This window comes from Streptomyces sp. NPDC026092, from assembly GCF_040638605.1.
GTDB lineage: Bacteria > Actinomycetota > Actinomycetes > Streptomycetales > Streptomycetaceae > Streptomyces.
Genome location: NZ_JBEZYN010000008.1, coordinates 310,966 through 329,318, shown reverse-complemented (window position 1 = coordinate 329,318; position 18,353 = coordinate 310,966). Strand labels below are relative to the sequence as shown.

17 protein-coding genes are annotated in these 18,353 nt (G+C 71.9%); 8 read left to right on the top strand and 9 right to left on the bottom strand.

The features are described 5' to 3' along the window. Positions 1–122 precede the first annotated feature (122 nt). The 5 genes from AB0F56_RS16460 to AB0F56_RS16440 form a co-directional block, all read right to left on the bottom strand. Positions 123–530, bottom strand: a complete 408-nt coding sequence (locus AB0F56_RS16460; RefSeq protein WP_362009449.1) for an ATP-binding protein — start codon at positions 528–530, stop codon at positions 123–125. A 151-nt stretch (positions 531–681) separates the two neighbouring features. Further along, entirely contained in the window at positions 682–1,335 is a 654-nt protein-coding gene (locus AB0F56_RS16455) for a response regulator transcription factor (protein WP_362009446.1), read from the bottom strand. A gap of 114 nt (positions 1,336–1,449) precedes the next feature. Next, positions 1,450–2,232 carry a lytic polysaccharide monooxygenase gene (locus tag AB0F56_RS16450; RefSeq protein WP_362009445.1) on the bottom strand — a complete coding sequence of 261 codons (783 nt, stop codon included), beginning with the start codon at positions 2,230–2,232 and terminating at the stop codon, positions 1,450–1,452. Between the two features lie 22 nt (positions 2,233–2,254). Continuing rightward, entirely contained in the window at positions 2,255–3,010 is a 756-nt protein-coding gene (locus AB0F56_RS16445) for a hypothetical protein (RefSeq protein WP_362009444.1), read from the bottom strand. Positions 3,011–3,303: 293 nt separating this feature from the next. After that, positions 3,304–4,431 carry a histidine kinase gene (locus tag AB0F56_RS16440; protein ID WP_362009441.1) on the bottom strand — a complete coding sequence of 376 codons (1,128 nt, stop codon included), beginning with the start codon at positions 4,429–4,431 and terminating at the stop codon, positions 3,304–3,306. 178 nt (positions 4,432–4,609) lie between these two features. On the opposite strand from AB0F56_RS16440, the gene solA reads away from it, so the two are divergent. The 5 genes from solA to AB0F56_RS16415 all read left to right on the top strand — a co-directional run bounded on the left by solA (position 4,610) and on the right by AB0F56_RS16415 (position 10,452). Further along, positions 4,610–5,773 (top strand): N-methyl-L-tryptophan oxidase, encoded by a 1,164-nt coding sequence (solA, locus tag AB0F56_RS16435; protein WP_362009439.1) that lies wholly within the window; start codon positions 4,610–4,612, stop codon positions 5,771–5,773. Positions 5,774–5,939: 166 nt separating this feature from the next. After that, positions 5,940–7,211 (top strand): alpha-L-fucosidase, encoded by a 1,272-nt coding sequence (locus tag AB0F56_RS16430; RefSeq protein WP_362009436.1) that lies wholly within the window; start codon positions 5,940–5,942, stop codon positions 7,209–7,211. Between the two features lie 35 nt (positions 7,212–7,246). Continuing rightward, positions 7,247–8,305, top strand: a complete 1,059-nt coding sequence (locus tag AB0F56_RS16425; RefSeq protein ID WP_362009433.1) for a hypothetical protein — start codon at positions 7,247–7,249, stop codon at positions 8,303–8,305. A 210-nt stretch (positions 8,306–8,515) separates the two neighbouring features. After that, positions 8,516–9,382 carry a PP2C family protein-serine/threonine phosphatase gene (locus AB0F56_RS16420; protein WP_362009430.1) on the top strand — a complete coding sequence of 289 codons (867 nt, stop codon included), beginning with the start codon at positions 8,516–8,518 and terminating at the stop codon, positions 9,380–9,382. Positions 9,383–9,435: 53 nt separating this feature from the next. Further along, positions 9,436–10,452 (top strand): MASE1 domain-containing protein, encoded by a 1,017-nt coding sequence (locus tag AB0F56_RS16415; protein WP_362009428.1) that lies wholly within the window; start codon positions 9,436–9,438, stop codon positions 10,450–10,452. 66 nt (positions 10,453–10,518) lie between these two features. Here AB0F56_RS16415 and AB0F56_RS16410 read toward each other — a convergent pair whose 3' ends face one another. The 3 genes from AB0F56_RS16410 to AB0F56_RS16400 all read right to left on the bottom strand — a co-directional run bounded on the left by AB0F56_RS16410 (position 10,519) and on the right by AB0F56_RS16400 (position 13,372). Beyond that, complete coding sequence (locus AB0F56_RS16410) at positions 10,519–12,252, bottom strand: acyl-CoA dehydrogenase family protein (RefSeq protein ID WP_362009426.1); 1,734 nt, start codon at positions 12,250–12,252, stop codon at positions 10,519–10,521. Between the two features lie 42 nt (positions 12,253–12,294). Next, positions 12,295–12,861, bottom strand: coding sequence for a PadR family transcriptional regulator (locus tag AB0F56_RS16405; protein ID WP_362009423.1), 567 nt, complete (start codon positions 12,859–12,861; stop codon positions 12,295–12,297). A 94-nt stretch (positions 12,862–12,955) separates the two neighbouring features. Next, complete coding sequence (locus AB0F56_RS16400) at positions 12,956–13,372, bottom strand: VOC family protein (protein WP_362009420.1); 417 nt, start codon at positions 13,370–13,372, stop codon at positions 12,956–12,958. 138 nt (positions 13,373–13,510) lie between these two features. Between AB0F56_RS16400 and AB0F56_RS16395 the strand changes: the two genes are divergently transcribed. The 3 genes from AB0F56_RS16395 (at position 13,511) to AB0F56_RS16385 (ending at position 16,643) form a co-directional block, all read left to right on the top strand. After that, the gene (locus AB0F56_RS16395) at positions 13,511–13,912 is read left to right on the top strand and encodes a hypothetical protein (RefSeq protein ID WP_362009418.1); all 402 of its coding nucleotides are present in this window, start codon (positions 13,511–13,513) and stop codon (positions 13,910–13,912) included. 40 nt (positions 13,913–13,952) lie between these two features. Beyond that, complete coding sequence (locus AB0F56_RS16390; protein ID WP_362009417.1) at positions 13,953–14,915, top strand: aldo/keto reductase; 963 nt, start codon at positions 13,953–13,955, stop codon at positions 14,913–14,915. Between the two features lie 180 nt (positions 14,916–15,095). Then, on the top strand, positions 15,096–16,643 hold the full coding sequence (locus tag AB0F56_RS16385) for an amino acid permease (protein ID WP_362009414.1): 1,548 nt from the start codon (positions 15,096–15,098) through the stop codon (positions 16,641–16,643). Here the strand turns inward: AB0F56_RS16385 and AB0F56_RS16380 are convergent. Continuing rightward, entirely contained in the window at positions 16,579–18,276 is a 1,698-nt protein-coding gene (locus AB0F56_RS16380) for a helix-turn-helix domain-containing protein (RefSeq protein ID WP_362009411.1), read from the bottom strand. The genes AB0F56_RS16385 and AB0F56_RS16380 overlap by 65 nt on opposite strands. Positions 18,277–18,353: the final 77 nt, after the last annotated feature.

Below are 18,353 nucleotides of genomic sequence, written 5' to 3'. Positions count from 1 at the left end.
GGGCAGGGGTCCGGACAGGGATACGGATGGAGTCGAGGCAGGCACTGGGTACGGGCGAGGTGGCGCGCCGAGCCGCAGGGTGGACGTCAGGCCCGGCATGAGGAGGAGCCGCATCCACCCGGTCACGCGGCAGCAGGGACCTGGAACCAGACCCACTTCCCCTGAGCACCCACCGTCGCCACACCCCAGGCCTCGGCCAGCATGTCGAGCAGGTCGAGACCGCGCCCGGTCTCCAGACCCTCCTCCTCGGCCGCGGTCACGTGGCAGGAGCGGACGCCGCGTCCCAGACCGGGCTCCGCGTCGAAGACAGCACCGGTGATGACCCCGGTCCCCTCGTCGAAGCCGACCGCGACCTGGATCTCCTCGCCCGTGGCGTAGCGGACGGCGTTGCCCACGACCTCGGAGAGCAGGAGCTCGGCGGTGTCGCTGCCGCTGTGGTCGCCGGGGGCGACGGCCTTCAGCACCACACGGGCCTCGGCGGCCGCACGCGGGTGACGGGACAGGACGGCCGTACCGCACAGCTCGTTCATGATGGCTCTCCACATCGAAGTGGTCGGCCCCCCTGGCTTCCTCTTCCAGCGTGACCGCGAATAGGGCGCCGATCCGCTCACTTTCTCCCTCGCCTCGCGGTACGCACGTCACAGGGGGGAGTGACGATCGTCATCGTCGTGCGGGGGCCCATCAGGCCGGCGTGATCAGGCCGCTCTCCCACGCCCACGCCGCGATCTCGACGCGATTCCTCGCGCCCAGCTTCAGCTGGACGTGGGTGAGGTGGGTCTTGATGGTCGAGAGGGAGAGGTGCAGGGCGGCTGCCAGCTCCTGATTGGTCGCTCCCCGGGCGAGGAGCGTGACGACCTGCCGCTCGCGCGTGGTGAGTGGCTCCGACGGCTGCGTGGCGGCCACCGTCCGCGCCGCCATGTGCGACAGCAGCCGCACGGTGATGGCGGGAGCGATGAGCGACTCCCCGTTGACGGCGGCGCGGACGGCCTCGATGAGGAGGGCGGGGCCCGAGTTCTTCAGGAGGAAGCCGCTGGCGCCGAGGTGCAGGGCCCGATGGACGTACTCGTCGTGGTCGAAGGTCGTCACGATGACCACCTTCGGCGAGGGAACGTCCGCCGGGGCGGCCAGTCGCCGGGTGACCTCGAGACCGTCCAGGCCGGGCATACGGATGTCCAGGAGGCAGACGTCGGGCCGCAGGGTCCGAGCCAGGCCGAGGGCCTGCTCACCGTCACCCGCCTCCGCGACGACCTCGATGTCGTCCTGGGCGTCGAGGATCATGCGAAAGCCCGCCCTGACCATCTCCTGGTCGTCGGCGATGAGTGTCCTGATCGTCACCGGGTCTCCCTGCGCTGCGCGGCCGCCGTGCGCGTTCAGTCTCCGTCGGCCCGGCGCGCCCGAGCGGATGCCCCGCCAGCCGGCCGGGACTCGCACTCGGACGCGTGGCGGCCGCTACTTCGTGAACGTCACGTCGGAGGCGGAGTAGAAGGTCTCGCCGGAGCCGCCGGTGCCGTCGGCGTTCTTGTGGCGCTGCCAGATCGTGTAGATGACGTGGTCGCCCTGCTTCTCGGGGAGCGTCACCTTGAACCTGTAGTCGCCGGACATCACGCCCGGGTTCTTGGTGGGCGTGGCGTTGGAGAGGTCGGGGTCGTTGACGTAGGCGAACGGCACCGGCTCCAGGTCGTCCCACTTCAGTGGCTTGGACAGGTCCACGCCGTCCTTGGTCACGTACAGCTCGATGTGGCCGCCGGCATGGTGGGCGGTGGCGTGGTAGCCGACCTCCACCTCGGCACCGGAGGTGACCGTGGAACGCTGCCAGTCGCCGCGCGGGAGGTCGAAGCCGGAGAAGTCGGCGCCCCCTCCGTTGCCGGCCGAGGCCAGCTTCCCGTCGGGGATCCTGGTGCGGTGCATACCGCCGACGCCGTCCACGTAGCTGTCCGCGACGAGCACGCTCTGGGGCTGGCCGAAGGCCAGCGCCGCGGCGGCCCTGCCGTCGGCGCCCCCGCCGCGGTTCTTCATGATCTCGGCGAACGCGGCACGACAGGCCGGGTCCTTGATGCCCGAGGTCTCCGCGTCCGGGCTGTTGTAACCGCCCTCCTGGTTGCAGATGGCCTGCCGGCTCTTGAAGGGGGAGTCCTGCCAGCCGTGGGCACCGGCCGGGGTGACGGTCGTGGCGAGGACACCGACCCCCACACCGAGGGCTCCGAGGGCGGCGACGAGGGCACGCTTGTTCATGGTCTTCATCTCGGTGTTCCCGTCACTTCCCGGTCGTGATGCTGATCTCGTCGGAGAAGGCCCCGGCATGGTGCTCGACCGGCCTCACCTTCACCTTGTACGTCACTCCCGCCTCGGGGCCGAGCGGCAGGACCTGCTTGTATGTGCCGTTCACCGGCTTGAAGTTCGAGCCGAAGACGGCCGTCGTGGCGAGCTTGCCGTTGAGGAAGATCTCGTACCGGTGAGCACCGTCGGCCGGGATGGCGAGGTCGGCGAACCAGAGGTCGACCTGGTCCTTCTTCGACCGGACCGAGGCGGTCAGGGCGCCGTCGGACGCCCCGTCACCGCCGGTGCCGGTGCAGGTGTCGAGGGCGGCGCCGTTCAGCTCGCTGCCCATGAGGTGCAGGTGGGGGTTGTCCACGGCGGACGAGATGCCGAAGCCGAAGTCCACCGTCCCGTGCGCGGGCACCGCCGCGACCGGGGTGAGGGTGACGTGGCCGCCGTGCTGCTCGGCGCCGACCACGTCGGAGCGGTGGTTGTCGAACGTGGTGCCCTCGGGAAGCGTCAGCTTCAGGGTGAAGGGGCCTGCCTTGTCCGAGGTGTTGGTCACCTTGACGCTGCCGGAGACGTAGTAGCCGGTGCCGGTGGGCTCGGTCACCTCGGCGGTGAAGCCCTGGCACGGTGCCTCGGCGGTGTCGGCGGCGTGCACGGCGCTCATCGTGGGAACGATCGCGGCGGTGGCGGCCGCGGCGACGACAGCGCCGCCGACGAGCCTGTGGCGGATGCGGGTGGGAAGCATGGATTCCTGTCTTCGTTACGGGGCCCGGCGGCGGGGTTTCGGGACCCGGCGGCGGGCCTGCACGGTGCGGGGCGTCACGCCGTTGTGCCGTCCACGAGCAGGCCACGGAGCCCGATGTCGCGCATGCGCGGCGCGGTGCGGCAGCCTGAGACGGCCCCGGGGCGCTCCGTGGCCCAGGAACCTCACCGTAGGAAGCGCGCGTCCCGGGGTGCTTCGGCCGTGTGGCCACACCCGCCTCGGCCATTCGGCCGAGAAGGGTGCCCGGGGCATCGATCCGGCTCCGCCCATCGCGGTCACGACCGCCAGGTCTCCCCGCCCGGGAACAGGGCGTCCACCTGCCAGCCGCCCTCGGGCATGGGGCCCGCCGTGAGTCGGCCGCCCAGCACCTCCGCCCGCTCCGTCATGCCGACCACCCCGAACCCGCCACGGTGCCGCCGGTTGTCCGCGTGCGGTGCCGACCGGCCGTCGTCGCGGACCGTGACACGTACCCCGCTCGTCCCCTCGACGCGCACCGACACCCGTACCTCGGTCGCGCCGACCGCGTGCTTGCGGACATTGGTCAGGGACTCGCGCACGATCCGGTGCACCGTCACCGCGAGCAGCTCGTCGAGGCGTTCCCCCACCCCCGGCTCCACCTCCAGGACCGCTCGCGGTCCGCTCCGGGAGAAGGACTCCACCAGCCCGCGGACCTGCTCCATCCCGGCGACGGGCTCCAGCTGGGTTCCCTCCCGCAACATGCCGACCAGGCGGTGCATGGCCGCCAGCGCCTCGTCGCCCTCCGCCGCGATCCGGGTGAACGCCTCCGCGGCGCGCGCGTCCGCCTCCGATGCGCCGGCGGTCCAGTGACCCGCCTGGGCCATCACCACGATGCCCGCGACATGATGGGCCACCAGATCGTGCAATTCCCGTGCCAGATCCCGTCGTTCATGGGCCCGCACGGCCGCCAGGTCGGTGGCCCGCCGACCGTCGTGCACCCGCAGGGACAGCGCGTTGGCCGCGACTCCAGCGGTCGCCGCCATCTCCAGCAGGTTCAGCGCGTGCAGATCACGCGGCGGTACGGCGACCGCCGCCACCGCGAGCAGCGGGCCGAGGCGCACCGCCGTCCGTACCTCGCTGCGCCGCAGCACCGGCCACAGCAGGAACAGCAGGGCGATCGACTCACCCACTCCCCAGTTCCGCAGGGGCAGGCCCGCGAGCAGCAGTCCGACCGTCGCCCCGAGCGACACCAGCGCCGCCGTCGCCGCCCTGACCTCGAGCCGTACCCGCCGTACCGGCAGCGCGCACAGACAGACCAGCAGACCGGTGACCAAACCCGTCGTGCGCTCCGCGGCCGACTCGTTGTCGACCCACAGGTACTCGACCACCACGAGCCCGGGCAGCAGCACCGCCAGGAGACCGATCGCGATCCGCTTGCGCACCATGGTGTCCCTCGCAGCCGGCGGTCGGCAGGCACCGTACCCGCCGATTCCGCCCGTGAGCATCCCAACACGGCGCGGCCCGCCCCGACCGCCGTGACCTGCACCGGCGAGTCGGCGGCCCGGGGGGAGTGAAGGGTACGGTGAACCGGATCGTTCGTTGGTGTGCCCCGGGAGGCATGACGTGACCCGTTCCTACGACGTCATCGTGGTGGGCCTCGGCGCCATGGGAAGCGCCGCCGCCCACCACCTCGCCGGCCGAGGCCGACGGGTCCTCGGTCTGGAACGGTTCGGGCCGGCCCACGCGCTCGGCGCCAGCCACGGCGGCTCGCGCATCTACCGGCAGAGCTACGCCGAGGGGGAGTCGTACGTCCCGCTGCTTCTGAGGGCCCGTGAGCTGTGGGAGCAGCTGAACGTGGACTCGGGGCAGGAGGTGTTCACCACCACGGGCGGGCTGGTCATCGGAGAGCAGAACAGCCGGATGGTCGCCGGCAGCGTGCGGAGCGCGAAGGCGTGGGACCTGGCTCACGAGGTGCTGGACAGCGCGGAGATCCGGCGCCGTTTCCCCACCTTCGCTCCGGCCGCCGACGAGGTGGGCTTCTTCGAGCGTGAGGCGGGGGTCGCCCGGCCCGAGCTGACGGTCTCCACCCATCTCGACCTGGCCGCGGCGCGCGGCGCCGAACTGCACTTCGAGGAGCCGGTCCTGCGCTGGGACGTCGACGCCGGCGGCGGAGTCCGGGTCGTCACCGCCCGCGCGACCTACGTGGCGGATCGCCTGGTCATCGCCCCCGGCGCGTGGGCACCGCGGCTCCTGGCGGACCTCGGAGTCCCCGTGCGCGTGGAGCGCCGCGTCATGTACTGGTTCGCCCCCGAGGGCGGCACGGAACCCTTCGTACCGGAGCGGCATCCCGTGTACGTCTGGGAGGACCGCACGGGCACCTCGATCTATGGATTCCCCGCCCTGGACGGCCCGGACGGCGGCGTCAAGGTCGCCTTCCACGAGGGCGTCGGCGCCCCGGTCGACCCGGACACGCTCGACCGGGACATCCACCCGCACGAGGTGGAGGTGATGCGCACGTACCTGCGTACGCGGATCCCGACACTGGCCGGGGACCTCCTCAAGGGGGCCGCCTGCACGTACTCCCTGACGCCGGACGAGCACTTCGTCGTCTCCGCTCACCCCCGCCACCCCGAGGTCACCGTGGCCTGCGGATTCTCCGGCCACGGCTTCAAGTTCGTCCCGGTCATCGGCGAGATCCTCGCCGACCTCGCCACCGACGGCGCCACGTCCCATCCCATCGAGCTCTTCGACGCCCGGCGCCCCCGGACCGCTGTAGCCGGCGGTTAGCGGGAGGCCGGCCGTGAGAGAGGGCCAGGGGTTCAGAAAGCGCTTGCCGAACCCCTGGAATGGCTCGACGTGTTGGGCGTAGAGTACGGCCGTCCCGACGGTTTCGGCCTCCGGGCCTGGCTGTACGACCCGCCCGCCCTCACGAACACCGCCAGAGGACAGCCCCATGACGGTCATCCCCACCGCCGCTCAACTCGCCTGGCAAGAAAGCGCTTTCGGGATCTTCCTGCACTTCGGCGTCAACACCTTCCACGGCAAGGAGTGGAGCGACGGGACGCTCGACCCCGCGACGTTCGACCCCACGGAGCTGGACGCCCGGCAGTGGGCCGAGACCGCGGCCGAGGCGGGGGCGGGGCATGTGATCCTGACCGTCAAGCACCACGACGGATTCTGCCTCTGGCCCACCGACACGACCGCCTACTCCGTGGCCTCGTCGCCGTGGCGCGGCGGCCGCGGGGACGTCGTCGCGGAGCTGGCGGAGGCCTGCCGCGAGGTGGGCATCGGGCTCGGGCTCTACCTCTCGCCGTGGGACCGCAACGCGGCCTGCTACGACGACCCGAAGGCGTACGACGCCTTCTACGTCCGGCAGTTGACCGAACTCTGCACCCGCTACGGACCACTCACCGAGCTGTGGTTCGACGGCGCCGGCTCGGAGAACCGCCACTACGACTGGGACGCCTTCATGGCCGTCGTCGACACCCACCAGCCCGAGGCGATGGTCTTCAACATGGGGCGGCCCACCCTTCGTTGGGTGGGCAACGAGGACGGTCTCGCCGCCGACCCCTGCTGGTACGCCACCGAAGCCACGGGCGTCAGCATCTACGACGACCGCGCCCAGGGCCTCGACGAGGTGCGCTATCTGCCGCCGGAGTGCGACGTACCCATCAGGCGGCACTGGTTCTGGCAGCCCGACGATCTGCACACCCTCAAGAGCCGGGAACACCTGCTCGCGATCTGGTACCGGTCCGTGGGCCTCGGCGCCGGTCTGCTGCTCAACGTCCCGCCCGATCGTCGAGGCCTCATCGACACGGCCGACCGCACCCGCCTGCTCGACTTCACCGCCGAGCTGCGACGCCGGTTCGCCGAACCCCTGCGGGGCGAGCTGAGCCCGGCCGGCGAGGGCGAGATCCGTGTCCGCTTCCCCGGCCCGGTCACCTTCGACCACCTTCAACTGGGCGAGGGGTTGGCGTGGGGCCAACACATCACCGGGCACGAGGTCCTCGCCGACGGCGACCCCGTCGCGGAGGGCGGCACCGTCGGAGTACGACGCGTCCACGCGACCCGGACCACGACGGCGAGCGAACTCCTCGTCCGCTTCCAGGGCGGCGGCACCCTCTCCTCGGTCACCGCCTACCGCACCGGCCACACCACAAGCCCCGCGCTGCAAACCCAACCCCCCGTCATTACGGACAAGTTCGACGACCGCCACCCCCGGTGACATGCGCGGAGTCCGGGATGCGACACCATGGCCGGATGAACGCACAACGGGGAAGCACAACAGAAGAACCCATCGGCGACCTCGCCCGGCGGCTGCTCGCGGCGGACACCGACGGCTGGACGCCGGAGGGGATGCAGGCGGTCGCGGCCGAGTTGGGGTGGGCCTGGGGCGGCACGCCGGAGGCCCCGGTGCTGGCCACCGGTCGCGCCGCGGGCGATGCTCGGCTGCGCCCGGTCGGCCAGTACGAGAAGCGGTACGTCTTCGGTGAGTCGTACGTGGAGATCGCCGTACCGGTGGCGCTTCCCGCTCCGGACGACGCCGCGCAGGCAGCCGCCTTCCGGGCCGCCAAGGAGGAGTTGGCCGAGGCGCTGGGTACGCCGTCCATCATGGGCTCGCACGGCGAGATGGGCCCGTTCTACGACAGCGAACCGCTCTGGGGCGCGCCGTTCCTGCGCTGGCGCGGCGAATCGGACACGCTCGAACTGCGCGCCGGGAAGGCGGGGCCGGAGCTGGTGCTGCAGCCGACCGGCCCGGCGGAGAACTGGTTCTGGCGTCAGGGCCACGGCGAGGAGCACGCGATCAGCGGCTTCTTCGGCAGCAACCGCGACCGGGCCAACGTCGGCCTCGGCTTCCCCGGTGGCTGGACCGCCCAGAGCTGGGAGACCGTCACCCGGTCGCTCGGGGACTTCCTCGGCGCGCTGCCCGCCGAGACCACCGCCCTGGGCATCCGGCTCGGGATGCCGTTCTACGGGCGCAACGCGCAGAGCGCGCCGCTCCTCTTCGAGGTGACGTGCGGCGAGCGGCTCTCGATCGGCTGTTTCGCCCCGGACGACGTCGATGCCGCCGCACTCGGCTGGGGCACGGTCGCCGAACACCCGCACACCGCGTCGGTCTTCGACGACGAGGATCCGGTGTGGCGCGTGGACGCGGGCGGCCCCGGCGAGCCGAAGGGGCGCGCACTCGCGGAGATGCTCGTGGCGACGGCCAGGGCGGCCGGGGTGAGCGAGCCCACCGACCTGATCGTCGGCGGTGAGGCGGGGTACGTGAACGGCTACGACATCACGTTCTACGGCCTGGGCCTGCCGACCGGCTGACCCCTCACCGTCGACCGGCCCACCGATCGCCTGAGGGGGCGCACCACAAACGGATGCGCCCCCTCAGGGCGCTCGCACGTACCTGGGGCCGCCGTGCCGGGAGTGGCCGTCGTCCCCCGCGAACCGGCCTGAACCCGGATCTCACCCCTGTGGAGGCACGCGACAGCGGCGGCTAGGGTGAGGTGAGGAGGCCGGGAGCCGGGAGCCGTCATGCGCGGAGAGCGCGGAGACCGCGGACACCGTCCCGAGCCGCCCGACAGCGTGCAGCAGCTTCTCGTCGCTCTCGGGCAGCTCGTCGACCAGGCCGTGGAACGGATCGAGTTCCAGCGGGCCCGTGTCGAGCTGGCCGTGGCCCTGCAGCGCCACATGCTGCCGCCCGCTCTTCCGGAACTGCCCGGGCTCCACATCGCGGCCAGGTACTCACCGTCACGAGACGGTCTGGACGTCGGCGGCGACTGGTACGACGCCTTCGTCATGCACGACGGGTCGCTGGGGCTCACGATCGGCGACGTCCAGGGCCACGACGTGGAGGCGATCGCCTTCATGGGGCAGGTGCGGACCAGCCTGCGCGCCCTCGCCCAGGCGACGAGCGACACCCGCGAGGTCCTGGGCCGCGCCAACGACCTGCTGATCGCCATGGGCGTCGGCCGCTTCGCGACCTGCTGCTTCCTCCGCTTCGACCCGGGCACGCGCGACCTCACGGTCTCCCGGGCCGGCCATGTCCCGATGGTCTGGGCCACGGCCGGCGGCCGGTACGGCATCGCCCTCGACAACGGCGGGCCGCCGCTCGGCATCGTCTCGGGCGAGCAGTACCCGGTGACCCACCGGCGCCTGACCGAGGCAGGGGCGCTCGTGCTGCTCACCGACGGCGTCGTGGAGGGCCCGCACTACCCGATGGAGTCCGGGCTCGCCGAGGTGGCCGCGCTGGTCCGCGCGGGGTTCGACGCCGACCCCGACGTGCTGGCCTCCGCGGTCGTCAAGGTGGCCGACCTGACGGGACACCGCGACGACGCCGCGGTCCTCGCCGTCTGCTACGACGGCCCGCGGGACGACGACGGCCCGCCGGGCCCCGGCTGACCGATGGACGGCGCTGGGTCGCCGGTCGCGGGCTCCGCGGGCAGACTGCTGTCGTGCGCAGTGTGGAGATGGGTCGTCACGGGTCCGCCGCTCTGCGCATCCTCGCCGTCGCCGCCGTCTACTACGCCTCCGCACGGGTCGGCCTGCTCCAGCAGCTGGTACGCGACCAGGTCACGCCCCTGTGGCCGCCGACCGGCGTCGCGCTGGCCGCGCTGTTCATGCTGGGGTTGCGCGTCTGGCCGGGCATCGCGCTGGGCGCGTTCCTGGCCAATGTGTCCCTCGGGCCCTCGCTGCTCTCCGTCCTGGTCATCACCCTGGGCAACACCCTGGCGCCGGTCTGCGCCTTCCTGATGCTCCGCCGCGTGGGGTTCAGGACCGAGCTGGACCGCCTGCGGGACGTACTGGCCCTCATCTTCCTCGGCGCGCTCGCCGGAATGCTGATCAGTTCAACCATCGGCAGCGGCGTCCTGGTCCTCTCCGGAGCGCTGGACGGCGACGACTTCTGGTCGACCTGGTCGGTGTGGTGGACCGGCGACGCCATGGGAATCCTGGTCGTCACGCCGTTCCTGTTCGTGCTGCGCAGGGCCCGGTGGCCGGCGCGGGCCGGACCCGGCCGCTGGATCGAGGCGGTGGCGCTGGCGCTCGGTACGGTCCTCGCCACGCTCCTGGCGACCCGTACGCCCGACTCGAGCCTGCTCTTCCTCGTCTCGCCGTTCCTGATCTGGGCGGCCTTCCGCTTCCGCCTGGCGGGCGCGGCGCCCTGCGCGCTCGCCGTGTCGATCCTCGCGATCCTGGCCGCCGCTGCCCACCGGGGCCCTTTCGACGGCGAGGACGTCTTCGCGGACATGGTGACGCTCCAGGCCTTCAACGGCACGACGGCGCTGACGGCCCTGCTGCTCGCGGCCGTCATCACGGAACGTGACGAAACGCATGACGAGATCAAGCAGGTCTGCGCGCGGCTCGCGGAGATGGTGGCCCGGATGGAACCGCGGCCCGAGGCGTACGACGACCCGCCCGAGTCCCGGTCCGAGCCGCCACCCGAGCTGCCCCCCGAGCGTCCGCCGCCCTGACACGCGCCTGCCCGTCCTCGGCCCAGCAGAGCCGAGGACGGGCAGGGAAGGGGTGGTACGGCGCCGTTACGGTGCCATCTCGTACGAACCGGACAGCGCCTCGACGCGCTGCCAGACCCGGCCCGAACGCGCCTCGTCGACGACCGGTCGCCGGACGGCCCCCAGCGACCAGCGCTGCTGCTCGTCGGTGGCCGAGTCCTTGCCGTGCAGCTCGACGGCGTGCGCGGAGAAGTCCCGTACGAGCACGGCGAACAGCTCGTCCAGGACGTCCTCGTCGAGCTCCGTGAGGCGGGCCTGCTCCAGGACCAACTGGCCGTGGACGACGAGCGCGAAGAGCTGGCCGACGGCGAGCAGCAGGTCGAGGTCGCGGCTCTGCTCCTCGTCGGGGGCCGCGGTGGCGACGAACGCGCACAGGGCGTCGGCCTGCTCGCGGAAGCGGCCGACGTTGGGCAGGTGGGCGTAGGCGTCGTACGCCGTGCGCCAGTCGTGGAAGCGTACGGACCCGAGGCCCCGGGCCGGTCCCTGGCGGAAGAGGAAGGCGTCGTCCGCCGCGTCCTGACGGGTCGGGACGGGCTCGTACGCGACCGGGTCGAGCAGGTGGTTCCGCATGAACTTCAGGATCAGCGCCAGGTTGACGTGGACCGTGCCCTCCAGCTTCGGCAGGCCACGGATCTCGACGGCCGCCTGGGCGAAGTAGTTGTCCTTCTCGAAGCCCTTCGCGGCGATGACGTCCCACATCAGGTCGATGACCTTCTCGCCCTCCGTGGTCACCTTCATCTTCGTCATCGGGTTGAAGAGGAGGTAGCGGCGGTCGTCGGGTCCCGCGGAGCGGAAGTAGTCGACGGCGCGGTCGCTGAACAGCTTCATGCCGACCAGTCGGACGTAGGCGTCGGTCAGCTCGCGCCGCACGTGCGGGAAGGCGGTGACGGGACGGCCGTAGAGGATCCGGTTGTGGGCGTGGGTGACCGCCTCGTACATCGCGTGCTCACAGATGCCGATCGAGGCGGTGCACAGGTTGAACTTGCCGACGTTGACGGTGTTGAGGGCGGCGTCGAAGGCGGCACGGCCGGTGTGCAGGACGTCCTCGGGCGCTACCGGATAGCCCTCGAGGCGGAACTCGCTGACGTACTTCGACGAGTCGACGACGTTCTTCACCAGGTGGTACGCCTCGTGCCGGCTGTCGGCGGCGAAGAAGACGTAGCCGTCGGGGCCCTCGACGTCGGTGCGGCGGCCGAAGACGGAGACGAGCCCGGCGGCGTTGCCGTTGCCGATGTAGTACTTGGACCCGGTCGCGCGGAACCCGCCGCTGCCGTCGGGCTCGAGGAGCATGTCGGTGGAGTAGATGTCGGCGCCGTGGGTCTTCTCCGACAGGCCGAAGGCGAACACCTCACCCTGGGAGAGGAGTTCGGCCGCGCGGGCGCGGGCGGCGGGGTTCCCGCTCTGCCAGACCGGGCCGAGGCCGAGGATGGTCACCTGCCAGGCGTACCAGTAGTCGAGTCCGTAGAAACCGAGGATCTCGTTGAGGGCGGCGATGCGCGCGGTGTCCCAGCGCTTGTCACCCGCGCCCTCACCTTCACCCTCCGCCGCGGAGGACGGCGTCAGGAAGGTCGCGAACAGTCCCTCCTTGGCCGAGAAGGCCAGGAAGTCGGCAAGCCAGGCCCGGGACCGGTAGTCCGCTATCAGCTTGCGCTTGCCGCGCTCCTCGAACCAGTCGACGGTCGCGCGCAGCAGCCGACGCGTCTCGGCGTCGAAGTGTGCCGGGTCGTAGGTGTGCGGATTGAACAGCAGCGAGTCGGCCATGAGCTCCGTCTTTCGGTGCGGTGAGGGATGAGGGGTGGTGGTTCAGCGTGCGGAATCGAGCCGGTGGAGCGTGGCGAGGACGTCGTCGAGCCAGGCGAGCGTCATCCGCTCGTACGCGATGCCGCCGCGCAGCACGACGTGCTGGAGCTCCCTGCCCGCATCGCCCGGGTCGTCGGACGCCCCGGGTCCCGTTCCCGTGAAGTCCCGCTCCTCGCCCGCGAGGTAGTGGGCGAGGCGTTCGGTGTGCGCCTGCCGGTGCCGCTCCACCTCGCTGATCAGCGCGGCGGGGTCGTCGAACGCCGCGCCGCGGATCTTCACGGCGAGGTCGTGCCGGACGCTCTCGGGCTCGATGGGCTCGTGCAGCCAGGTGGACAGGGCCGCCCGTCCCGGACCGGCGACGGAGTACTCCTTCTTGTCCGGACGGCCCTGCTGCGGCACGTCCCGGACGTCGATCCAGCCGTCGCTCTCCATCCGCTTGAGGACGCGGTAGATCTGTTGATGGCTGGCGGTCCAGAAGTACCCGATGGACCGCTCGAAACGCCGGGCCAGTTCGTAACCGGAACCCGGCTTCTCCAGCAGGGAGACAAGAATCGCGTGCTCGATCGCCACGGAGGAATCCTTCTATGCAACTCGTTGCATAGGCAAGCCCGGCCGCCACGGTGAGACGTGACTCACCACCCCTCACCGGGCGCCTGGCGCAGGGTCAGGACTGCTTGCCGCTGATGTTGACGAGCCAGGTGATGCCGTAGCGGTCGATGCACATGCCGAAGACATCACCCCACATCTGCATCTCCAGCGGGACGGCGACCGTGCCGTCGCCGGAGAGCTTGGCCCAGTACCCGCGCAGCTCGCCGTCGTCCTCCCCGCTCACACTCACGGAGATGGTGTTCCCGGGCCGGAACTCCATGCCCGGGGCGACGTCACCGGCCATGAGCGTGAAGCCGCTGTCGGTCTCCAGCATGCCGTGCATGATCTTGTCGGCGGCGTCCCCGGCCTCCTTCTCGCCGAACTCGCCGTAGGTGTTCAGCGCCAGGGTGCCGCCGAACACCTCCTTGTAGAACTCCATGGCCTGCCGGGCGTCTCCGTCGAACGTGAGGTACGGGTTGAGTCGGGACGGCATGAGGCTTCCTTTCGTGGCGATCTGTCAGCTCTGCGTAGATTGACATCTACGCGGCCGAAACGCGGATGCCGTGGGGGCCCGCCGACGGTAGGTTGACCCTGCTGGGTGAGGGGTGGGCGAAGCAGGGGGGCGACGCCGATGATGTTCGGGCACTCGGACGACTGGTGGGCGCTGCTCATGCTCCCGACACTCCTGTGGGTGCTGTTCGGGCCGTTCGCCATGGTCTCGCTGGGGGTGTGGTGCGCCTCGGCGCCCGGCCGCCGGCCCCGGCTCTGGTCGGTCCTCGTCCCGCTGATTCCGGTGCTGACCTCGGCGATCCTCATGATCTTCCCCCTGGGCAAGTGGGAGCGGCCGAGACGGGTGGACGGCGGCCTCGACCCGCCGCCGGCCCTGGACGACCTCCTCGGCTACCTGCTCGTGTACGTCGGCGGCATCACGGTGCTGCCGTGGCTCCTCGGCTACGTCATCACCCGCCTGGTGCGGTTCGTACGGGCCCGTCGACGCGGCCCGGCGAAGGAGCCGGAGGCGGACGCGGCGTAATGGCCGCGCGGCTGCTCGCCGCCTGTGCGAAAGTGCCCCGGTGACGACGCCGGAGAAGACCGAGACCACCGACCACCGACTCCTCCTGGGCTGCATGGGCCTGGGCGGAAGCTGGGACACGAGCCCCCACACGGCCGCCGACATCGACGCCGCGGAGGCCGCCGTCGAGGCGGCCCTCGACAGCGGCATCACCGCCTTCGACCACGCCGACATCTACCGGCACGGGAAGTCGGAAGCCGTCTTCGGTGAGGTCCTGGCCCGCTCGACCGGGCTGCGCGAGCGGATCACCCTGCAGACCAAGTGCGGTATCCGGCTGGCCGAAGGGGACCGGCCCGGGACGTACGACCTGAGGGGCACCTCCATCGTCCACCGGGTCGAGGAGAGCCTGGAGCGGCTGCGCACCGACGTCCTCGACGTCCTCCTCCTGCACCGCCCCGACCCGCTGGCGGACCCCGCCGACATCGGCGACGCCCTGACCTCCCTTCATCGGCAGGGGCTCGTCCGCCGGTTCGGCGTCTCGAACATGAACTCCGCGCAGATCGCCCGGCTCCAGGCCCACCTGGATCTGCCGCTCGTGGCCAACCAGCTGGAGATGAGCCTCCACCGACGCGCCTGGCTGGAGGACGGCGTCCTCGTCAACACCCCCGAGTCCGCCGCCAACGGATTCCCCGCCGGCACCGTCGAGCACTGCCTGACCCACGGCATCACGCTCCAGGCCTGGGGCGCGCTGGCGCAGGGGCGCTACGCCGGGGCCCAGCAGACCCCGCAGGAGTCGGCCACGGCCGACCTCGTCTCCTCGCTCGCCGCCGCCAAGGGCACCACGCCGGAGACCATCGTCCTCTGGTGGCTGCGGCGCCACCCGGCCCGTATCGCCCCCGTCATCGGCACGACCAACCCGGGGCGCATCCGTGCCTGCCGCGACGCCGCGACGGCCGAGCCGGCCCTCAGCCACGACGAGTGGTACGCCCTGTGGATCTCCGCCCGCGGCGCCGCCCTGCCGTAGCCGCCGACGCGCCGGGGCCCGCCTCCGGTTGGCGCACTCTGCCTTCGCCTGTCTTTGTCGAATCGGCCAATCCGACGGTCCGTGAACGCGCCTCCTCCCCGTTGTTCCAGGTGAGCCCTGGCCTCAGGCTCACACGGAACCCGCGGACGAGCGGGTGCACAGGGATCCGAAGGAGACGCCATGGGCTCACTGGCCAGGGAGTTGACGCGGCGCAAGCCGCTCGACCTGATGATCGCGGAGGCAGGCTCCGCGACAGAGTCCGCGACCGCCGGGCCTCCACTGCGGCGCAGCATGGGGCTGTGGCAGCTCACCCTGCTCGGGATCAGCTCGGTCGTCGGCACGGGGATCTTCTTCGTCCTCGGCACCGCCGTGCCCAAGGCAGGCCCCGGCGTGATCCTGTCGTTCGCCCTCGCCGCGGTGGTGGCCGGGCTCGGCGCGCTCTGCTACGTCGAACTGGCCGGCGCCGTCCCCGTCGCGGGCAGCACGTACTCGTACGCGTACGCCTCCCTCGGCGAGGGCGCCGCGTATCTCGTCGCCTCCTGCCTGGTCCTCGAATACGGCGTCGCCGTCTCCACCGTGGCGGTCAGCTGGGGCCAGTACCTCAACGAGGTCACGAGCAGCCTCTTCGGCTTCACGCTTCCGGACGCCATCAGCCAGCCGCCGGGCGCCGGGGGCTACGTCAACATCCCGGCCCTCGTCGTGGTCCTGCTGTGCTCCCTGCTCCTGGCCCGGGGCACGCGGGAGTCCGCCGTCGTCAACGCGGTCATGGTCTGCGTCAAGATCGGGGTGCTGGTCTTCTTCGTCGCCGTCGCGCTGACCGCGTTCGACAGCGACCACTTCTCCGACTTCGCACCGCACGGCATGGGCGGCGTGGCCGTCGCCGCCTCGGGCGTCTTCTTCTCCTTCATCGGCTTCGACACCGTCTCCACCGCCGGTGAGGAGGTGCGTAATCCGCACCGCTCCATCCCTCTCGCGCTGCTCTTCACCCTGCTCACCGTCACCGCCCTCTACATAGCGGTCGCCGTCGCGGGTGTCGGCGCCCAGCCGGCGGGCGAGTTCGGGAAGCAGGCGGACGCCGGCCAGGCCGTCCTTGCCGAGATCCTGCGTGACGTGACCGGCGCCGGATGGCCGGCCCTGCTGCTCTCCGCCGGAGCCGTCGTCTCCATCTTCAGCGTCGTGCTCGTGACGCTGTTCGGCCAGACCCGCATCCTCTTCTCGATGGCGCGCGACGGGCTCGTACCGGAGATCTTCCGCCGCGTCGACCGCAAGCGGCACACCCCGGTCGGCAACACCTGGATCGTCGGCGCGGGGGTCGGGCTGCTCGCCGCGTTCGTCCCGCTCCAGCACCTCGCGGACCTGACGAGCCTGGGCACGCTGATCGCCTTCATCGCCGTCGCCGGCGCCCTCGTCGTGCTCCGCCGGATCGCCCCGGACGCCCCGCGCCCGTTCCGGGTGCCGTTCTACCCCGTCGTCCCCGTCCTCTCCGCGGTGTCGTGCCTGTACCTGGCGTGGCTGCTGCCCGGGCTCACCTGGACGTTGTTCGGCTTCTGGCTGCTCCTCGCGGCGGGCCTCTACCTCGGCTTCGGGCGCCGGCATGCGCGGCTGCGCCCCGGAGCGGACGCGCCCGTGCCCGCGCCCCGTTCCGGAGCGGACGGCGCCGTGGCTACGGACGCCGACGAGGGCCCGCCGCCGGCCGGTCGGAACGAGCCCGCTCCGCCGCACGCCTGAGTTCGATCCAGGCGACCAGCCGCACATCGGGGTCGTCGAGATCGATGCGGAAGAGTTCGCGAATCCGCCGCAGCCGGTGGCGCAAGGTGTTCGGATGCACCTGCAGCCGTGCCGCGGCGGACGCGACGTCGCCCACGGCGTCGAGCCAGGCCGTGGCCGTGCGCGCGTACTCCGTGCCCTGGGTCTCGTCGTGGGCCACGAGGTCGTCCACGGCGGAGAGGCGCAGCCAGGGGTCGCGTTCGAGCTCGTCCCCCAACCGGTCGAGCAGGATCTGGTGCCGTACGTCCTCGGCCGTGGCGGCCGGACGGTTCGGGCCGTTCGGACCGTTCTGCGCGACGGCGCGCAGGACGCCGTCCGCCTCACGGCGCAGCACGGCCGGGTTGCCGAGGTCGGCGTACGGCCGTGTCACCGCCGCGCACACACCGTCCCCGACCGCCCGCCGGACGGTGGCGAGCGCGGCATCGGCGAAGCGCCGGCCGGCGCCGGGCCCCGTGGCCGGCAGCAGGACATAGACGGCGCCGGCCGTGGCCGCGACGGTGGCCTCCGCGCGATGAGCGGCGCAGTGCCGCACGAGCACCAGCTCGATGTGCGTCAGGAGCGCGGACTCGACGGCGCCCCGGGGACCGTCCACCGGGACCCGGTCCGGCCCGGCGGGCGGGGCGAAGGCGGCCAGGCAGAACTCCCCGCCGGGGCGCAGCCCCAGCAGCTCCGCCGCCTCCTCGGCCGAGGGGCCGGAGTTGTTCAGGACGGCCCGCAGGGTGTCTCGCCGCATGCGCCGCTCCGCCTCCGGGAGATTGAGCGCGCGCAGCAGGTGCGGCGCGGCGAGCCTGGCCGCCTCCACCAGCGCCTTCTCGGCGGTCGCGGTCAGCCCTTCCTCCGGCTCGATCGCCCACAGGGTGCCCAGCGGCAGGGTCCCCGCCCGGATCGCCACGGCCGCCCGGGGCAACTCCTCGCCCATGGCGGGGAATCGGACCGCTCCCGAGGCCGCGAGCACCTGCCGGTACTGCCGCCGCTGCTCCGGCACGTCCGGTACGCGGCGCTGGAGGATGCCCCGTTCGCGTACGGCGTCGATGCGGGCCCCGGCGACCTTCGAGTACGCGACGATGTTCTGGTCCAGGTCCTCGATCGCCACCGAGCCGCCGACGACGGCCGCGAGGTCGTCGGCGAGCGCGAAGAGCTCCTCGCCGCCGGCCGGGGCGGAACCGGTCGGGACCCCGCTGCCGTGCGCCGCGAGCAGGGCGCTCAGGGCGGCGTCGGCATCCCGCCACGACGTGTCGTCGGCCACGGCGAGGACGGCGATGCCGCAGGACCGCGCCTCCTCGACGAGCGCCGACACGTCCCGGCCGCGCTGCTTCACCACGACTCCGGCGAAGCCCCGGTCCGCCGCACGGCGCAGCAGCCCGGAGGCACGGATGTCCAGGACGTTGACGCCGACCAGGAGGAGCAGGGCGCCCGGCGAGGGCACCAGGTCCTCCTCGGCGTCGTGGATCACGGTGCCCCGCACCGGGACGTCGAGACCGGCGGGCGCCACGAGGGCCCGCGCGGGGGCGTGGCCGAAGCCGTCCACGAGCCCTCTCAGCGTGCCCGTCTCCCCGGCCGCCTCCGCGGCGGCCATCATTGTCGGCTCGGACAACGCAGACCTCGTTTCATGGGCTGATCGGCCATCTCGGGCCTCCTCGGCGGCTGCCAGGATAGCCGTGCACCGTACCG